The sequence below is a fragment of the Shewanella sp. S23-S33 genome (genome assembly GCF_043359565.1).
Taxonomy (GTDB): Bacteria; Pseudomonadota; Gammaproteobacteria; order Enterobacterales; family Shewanellaceae; genus Shewanella; species Shewanella oncorhynchi.
Window position 1 is genome coordinate 94,659 of the sequence record NZ_JBHFFD010000048.1, and the last position, 6,675, is coordinate 101,333.

At 39.5% G+C, this 6,675-nt stretch carries 6 protein-coding genes; 2 read left to right on the forward strand and 4 right to left on the reverse strand.

What is annotated here, in order from left to right; translation table 11 throughout:
* Window positions 1-542 precede the first annotated feature (542 nt).
* Entirely contained in the window at window positions 543-1,094 is a 552-nt protein-coding gene (locus tag ACHA99_RS12765) for a hypothetical protein (protein WP_393943107.1), read from the forward strand.
* A complete protein-coding gene (locus ACHA99_RS12770) occupies window positions 1,091-3,967 on the forward strand; it encodes a prolyl oligopeptidase family serine peptidase (RefSeq protein WP_393943109.1) in 2,877 nt (958 codons plus the stop codon). The genes ACHA99_RS12765 and ACHA99_RS12770 overlap by 4 nt, the downstream gene beginning before the upstream one ends.
* 238 nt (window positions 3,968-4,205) lie before the next feature.
* Here ACHA99_RS12770 and ACHA99_RS12775 read toward each other — a convergent pair whose 3' ends face one another.
* The 4 genes from ACHA99_RS12775 to ACHA99_RS12790 form a co-directional block, all read right to left on the reverse strand.
* Window positions 4,206-4,955, reverse strand: a complete 750-nt coding sequence (locus ACHA99_RS12775; RefSeq protein WP_393943111.1) for a siderophore-interacting protein — start codon at window positions 4,953-4,955, stop codon at window positions 4,206-4,208.
* Window positions 4,948-5,508 carry a MarR family winged helix-turn-helix transcriptional regulator gene (locus ACHA99_RS12780; RefSeq protein ID WP_393943113.1) on the reverse strand — a complete coding sequence of 187 codons (561 nt, stop codon included), beginning with the start codon at window positions 5,506-5,508 and terminating at the stop codon, window positions 4,948-4,950. Before ACHA99_RS12780 ends, ACHA99_RS12775 begins: the two co-directional genes overlap by 8 nt.
* 166 nt (window positions 5,509-5,674) lie before the next feature.
* Window positions 5,675-6,031 carry a hypothetical protein gene (locus ACHA99_RS12785; protein ID WP_131524582.1) on the reverse strand — a complete coding sequence of 119 codons (357 nt, stop codon included), beginning with the start codon at window positions 6,029-6,031 and terminating at the stop codon, window positions 5,675-5,677.
* Between the two features lie 155 nt (window positions 6,032-6,186).
* A partial coding sequence (locus ACHA99_RS12790; RefSeq protein WP_393943116.1) for a protein tyrosine phosphatase family protein occupies window positions 6,187-6,675 on the reverse strand: 489 nt, incomplete at its 5' end.

The following is a 6,675-nucleotide window of genomic DNA, read 5'->3' on the forward strand; positions in this document are numbered from 1 at the left end:
TAACGATATAAACCGTACCGAATCAAGCGGGGAAAAAATGGCATTCCCGCTTGAACCTCATTTTAAGTCCAGAACGCGAAAATACACTAGGAAACGACTGAACTAGTGATTAATGACCACCTCCAATTAATCGCCAGCCCCATGACAGCACGCATTGAATCCATCTCTAGCATAATATATGCATCCAGTTGAAGTCCCTTGCATGCTGTTAATACAGTTACAATGAGGAATATCCAATTTAACACCTCTTTGAATACTCCACTTTAGCTTCCAAGCTAGTTCTGTCATTACATTACTAATACACCAACCGATTTCATCGAACGATAGTCTTCAGGTGTATGACGATAAGGTCACCCTTTACACAACTATGTTTTGCCACGCATTTCAATGATTTCGTTTAACTCAACACTGACATTGCAATATTGTGACAATTAAGTGTAATGTATGTAGTTATCGATATAGGCGACCAGTTTTTTGTGGCTTTTGGTTGACTAATCTATAAACCATTTTTAAAGGAAATTCATCGTAAGGATGCACTCTTCATGAAGCAATTTTTACTGCCAATCTGCGTCTGCTGGTTGCTAAGTGGTTGCATACAGCCCATTTCAAAGTTAAAAAACGATCAGGATATCCCGCTTGATGCCAATACAGGCTATTTACTCATGTCGGTCGATACCAATATAGACTTGCACAGCATAATTATCGGCGGCACAAAGTCTCTAAAACTTACTGAGCAAGATCTAAAATGGGGTTCAAACTATATAATGGTTGATGTGCCTGCTGGTGACTATGATATTAACGATATAAAATTAAATCGTTATTTAAAAATAGAGTTGACTGATGATATGTGGAATTTTCATATAGAGCCGGGTAAAATAAATTATATAGGTCATCTGAGTGTTGATGCGCTTTGGAGCCTTTACTCACTTGACGGTGTTAAAGCAATTTTGGAAAACCAATCAACTAGTGCACTTGAATATTTGGAGGTTAACTTCCCTCAAATTTATAAAGTTAGGGAACTGAACTACGCTGGCCCAGGAGAAGACCATTTTTTTGAGTACGCCCGTAAAATCAAGAAAGGATCAGCACTATGAAAATACTGCTTGTGATATTCGTTTTTACATTTGGAATAAATATAACCAGTTCCATCGCATCGCCAATTCCTGCAAATAAATTATACGCCCCCCCTGCATTAAGTAACCTGCAGTTTTCACCAAACGAGAAATACATTTCAGGTGAAGTAGTTGAAGATAAAGGTAAATTCTTATCCTTGATTGATATAACAACTAATGAATATACTAACATCATTAAATTAGATCCAGATGAAAACATTACAGAATATTCATGGCTTGATAACAACAATATCTATGTAAAATATTCTCGAGGACAAAGCAGTTTTCAAGTTATGCTAAATATCACGCTGAAAAATGGCGCCGTTTCATCAGAAGTAAATCGACTGATGTTTCAAGGCTCTCTTGTCCGAGGAAACCATAATTCAGGAGCAGTGTTATACGGCTACAAAAGCCGCACTAGTGAATATGAAAAACTATACGAAGTAACAGTAAATGAACTAAAAAATGGTTTATTTTCGTCAAAAAACTTAATTGATGATAAGCTTAAAAATGCTTATGGTTATTTTTTTGACAAAAATAAAGAAATGCTATTTGCACTGACTGTGGATAGCGATGCAAAAAAAGTTGACTTCCATTATCGTCATCTTAAAAATACTAACTGGCAACATTTATTTAGTATATCTTCAGGCAAGGAAACCTTCATTCCACAACATATTATTGATAGTAATACTATGTTTGTACTAAGTAATCAAAGCACAGACAAAGTCGCATTGCATAAATTTGACATCAAACGACAGCAAGTTACCGAACTTGTTTATGAAAATCCAAAATTTGATTTAATAGACAGTACATTTGATGACAATAATCAGTTACAATCTGTTTCCTATTATGAGAATGGTCAGTTAAATATACAATACTTCGATCAGCAAGCTAATCTTCAGAAAACAAAATTTCGTAATTCATTTCCGAATAAACATACTGTAGTAACAACAACATCATCAAGCGGCAAGTTCAGCGCATTATATGTTTATGCTTCTGATGATCCAGGTACTCGCTACATATACAATAATGAGACAAATACAGCATTTTTATTGTCCAAAGTACTACCAAACCTCGAAGGCTATCCATTGAGTAAAACGGAAACATTTACCGTTAAATCAGATACTGGCGTCTCTGTAGAATCATATTTGACTCTCCCCCTGCCAGAGAGTGCAAATGGTGTGTTATTAGTTATGCCCCACGGCGGGCCAGTTGGTGTCCGAGATTACGATAGCTTCAACCCTGAGAGTCAATACCTTACTAGCAGAGGGTTTGCAGTATTAAGGGTTAACTTCCGAGGGTCAACTGGATACGGTAAAGCCTTTCTTAAAAGTGGTGTGGGCCAGTTTGGATTAGACATTGAAAAGGACATCACCGCGGCGGTAGAAAATATTCGAGCTACCCATCATTTTAGTCGTAGCTGCGCTATAGGCGCCAGCTATGGTGGTTACTCTTCAATGATGCTCGCAATTAAACATCCAGATCAATACCAGTGTGTCGTTGGTGCATACGGTATTTACGATCTACCTTTACTGTTTAATTCTAACAATGTAAAAACAACCGAAGAATATCGCCAAATGACGGCTAATACTGTCGGTAAATATAGCGCTGAATTAAAAGAAACGTCGCCAGTTTATTTGTCAGAAAAAATCAATGTTCCTGTATTATTAATTGCTGGTGCAAATGATATGACTGCTGAACTAGAACATAGTCACAGACTAGAATACGTCTTAAAGGCAAGAGATCGAGCGCCGGAAACTTTGTATTACAAGAAAACTGGACACGGGCACAATAGTCGATATTGGCAGCAACATGAGATTATTTCAACAGCAGATTTTCTACAGCGCACATTGGCCTTACCTGAATATGAGTCCGTAATTGAAAAGGACAAAAACCAGTTAGCCTCCCTCGCAGAAGATTATTTACAGCTTGGTGATGCCAGAAATTGGGAGAGTAAAATAGAGCTCAATAAAGAGCTTGCTATGAGTTATTATCTTAGAGCCTCCAAAATGGGCAGCGGCCGAGCAAACTATATAGTTGGTATAAAAAATTATGAAAATGATGAGAAACTGACTTCCATTTCTTGGTTTGAAAAAGCGGCTTTAGCAGGCTTTGCGCCAGCTAACTATATGCTAGGAATTATTTTTAATGGTGAGGATGGAATCCCATCTGATCTTCCCAAAGCATTCCACTATTTTGAATTAGCCAATAAACAAGGAGCAGATGCAAAAGCAAGGCTGATGATGGCGAAAGCTCTATGCATTGGTGCTGGCATTAACAAAGACGTTAGCCGATGTGCAGAGCTACTTAAGTTGTCCGACTTGAAAGCAAAATCAACTTACTTACAAGAAAATGAAGTTAACAAGTCAAGCCTATCTTTACAGACGCAGGTAATTGCTGAAATTTTTGCTGAGTCAGACTTTAATTCGAGTGAATTACGGTTACTTCAGGATGTGATCGATAGCGAATTTAATATTAAATTAAAACCATTTACTCTCGATGATATAACTGCAGGCATTATAATTAAATCCGGCGGGAGAAGAGATAAAAGCGAGGTCCAAGAAACAAAAATTATAAAGTTTAATCCAGGCAATGTGATTGGGGTCGTATTTTCGCTAGATAAAATCTCTAAAAAAGATAAAGTTGGTTTAGTCTGCAACTGGAGTTACCTTGACGCCGAAGGAAATACCAAGGCCCTTAATAACCATTTACTATGGAGTGATAACGATATTAATGAGTGGAGTTGTACTCACAAAATACTACCGACTGATCAATCAACGGGGAATTACATACTAACCTTACGTGATTTAACAGATAATATTTTGTTAGTAAAAGAATTCAATATGTCCCAATAGATGACAATTAAACAGAAGCAGGGTGAGCACAAGTTGAATCATCGCCTTACCCTATCTTGATTAAAGTGCCATAAAGTATATGAATATTGGTTCCTATATAATATGGCATACTTAATAAATATTTTAAATTACGTAATACCACCTAATAGCAGCCCTTCACACCATGCAGGTCCGATAGAACCTATATGGACTAAGATAAGCACTTACATTGGCAGGACGAGTAATCACTTTTAAACCGCTACTCTGCAGTATTTTCTAACTGCTCATCTTCTTGTTTTACCAGTTTATGCTCACCTTCGTTACAACCTATTTTCCAATAGCTCGAGGTATAAAAATGGCTCTTAAGCAATGAATGCGCTTGCTTAAAATGCCTTCTTAACGCGCGCATGCTATTAAATTCACAGGCAATCCATACGGCGGGCTCGCCAGCAAGCCAAGGTAATTGGGCAATTCGCTCGACCAAAGGGCGACCTTCGGGATCGGCTTCAGGATTGATCACCCAATGCAGCTCGACGCGTTCAGGATGCACTAAAGGTTGAATATCTGCTTCACTTAGCACTTCTATCACAGCGTAACCCACTGCATTGTTTGGTAATTTTGCCAGATTCACGCTAATGGCGGGTAAGGCGGTCATATCACCTGCGAGTAAAAACCAATCCGCTTCAAAATTGATCAGTTTTTTAAGTCCGGGGCCGCCAATTTGAATGAGTTCGCCCACCTGCGCCGTTTTCGCCCAACTCGATGCGGGGCCGTCAGTATCGTGCAGCACAAAATCCACATCGATTTCATCATCGCGTTGCTGACGGATAGTGTAAGTTCGCATTAATGGACGCTCACCCGCTTGTGGGAATAACAACTTGATATAGGCACTCTCTTGATCGGCAGGAAATCCAGCCAATCCCGCACCGCCTAAGGTAATGCGTAACATATGTGGGGTGATATAAGTCGAGCGGATCACTTCTAGCTCACGTGGTGCAGGTTTATTCATTATGATTTTCTCCTATTGCGTTTTCTGCCGCTAAGCGCAACTCAATGGCTCCTTTTCCAGCCGTATCTTTTGGCTTACTAGATGGTCTTTTTTGAGTAAGGCAATCAGTTTCACTTTTGGCGGCAGCGGCATCATCCACACTTTTACTGATCCTATTGGCAAGTTTAATAAAAGTATCGACTTCGTCTGAACTGAGCGCCTGCGTCATGCGCGCCACGGTTTTACGTTCTGAGGCATTGATCTGAGTCATGATCTTTTCCCCCTCAGCCGTGGGTCGCAGTAACTGGCTGCGGCCATCCTTAGGGTTATCGATTTTAGTGATCAACCCGCTCTGCTGTAGCTCATTAAGAACACGGGTAATTTGTGCTTTATCCCGCTGCATACGCAGGGCGATAGACTGGGCTGTCGATTCAGGATTGCGACAAACACCCTTCAAGGCTCGGATATGAGTGACTGGTAAATCAATCTCTTGTGCAGCAATATCACTACGCAATTGCTTTTTGTAGGCATGCACTAATCTGTGCAAGGTTTCACTGAGTGACAATGAAGGCATAGAAGGCTCTCGATATAGTTGACTGTATCAACAATATCGAGATTAGTTGATTGTGTCAACTATACCGGCTAGCGTTAAACAATTATGACGATGCAACATTATAAATCGAAGCTTTATTCCATTCCGTAATGCTCATGCGTCACCTTACCTATCACTCATTAACGCTTTAGAGGCAAATAAACGCGTCTCGCTTAAAATAAAAAAGAATAGCTTCAAGTAATTCGCTATCTGTCCATTGCGCTTTTTGCATTGTGTAGTTGTCAATGACATCTTCGATTTGATCCATATTCAAGAAGTAACAATAGCCACTTTTAAACAGGCTATTTTCAAACTCATCAAATTCTTGATCCGAAAAGTTATTGGTACTACCCACTATCGGTAATAAAGTTGTCGTGAGTTGAATATCATCATTCTGTGAAGTGTCCTCATAAACAAGCCAATATCCGAGACCTCGATTAGAAATACATTTATCTATCCAGCCCTTTACTGATTCAGGCCTATCAAGAAATGGTGTTATATCCACTGATATTTTTCCTTTAAATGTCAATGCTTGCTAAACGGCAAAAAATTTAATTCTGTATTAGGACGATAAGTGAATTCAAATAAAAATTATGTTTTGGCGCTATTCCATTCTTCCTCGAATTAGCGCCATCACATTATAGGGCGTGTCGCCAAGGATCAATGTCCGTATTTAGCACTCACTTCCGTAAGTAACGCTTGCCATTTAGGGTAAATCGTTAACTCATCATTCCATGGCGCCATGGTCTGTGCCATGTTGGGATTTTGGCCTTGTTTTAACTGATATAAATAAGCAAACGCTGACGCTCGATAATTAGCGAGACAATGCACTAATACATCTTTCCCCTTATGCTGATCCATAGCCGCAAAGAAGGCTTCCACATCTTCGACCTTTGGATTTTGCCAATCCACGGGAATATACACATAGTCCATTCCGGCCTGAGTCACGAGTTTACCTTCATCAGGGTGGGCATCTTTACTGCTGTCCGGCATAAGATTGATCACCACATCCACACCAGCTTGTTTAAGCAGTGAAAATTGCTGCTCATTTGGTAAACCTGAGCTTAATAACTGCGGCGCTTGCTGTTGTAATGCACGAATACCCTGAAGATTTTCGATCGATTCTATATTGGCATTCGCCAGTGGAGC

Excerpts from the sequence above, each read along its gene's own strand:
- ACHA99_RS12765 (WP_393943107.1), top strand. The coding sequence starts at position 543 with ATGAAGCAATTTTTACTGCCAATCTGCGTCTGCTGGTTGCTAAGTGGT.
- ACHA99_RS12770 (WP_393943109.1), top strand. The coding sequence starts at position 1,091 with ATGAAAATACTGCTTGTGATATTCGTTTTTACATTTGGAATAAATATA.
- ACHA99_RS12775 (WP_393943111.1), bottom strand. The coding sequence starts at position 4,955 with ATGAATAAACCTGCACCACGTGAGCTAGAAGTGATCCGCTCGACTTAT.
- ACHA99_RS12780 (WP_393943113.1), bottom strand. The coding sequence starts at position 5,508 with ATGCCTTCATTGTCACTCAGTGAAACCTTGCACAGATTAGTGCATGCC.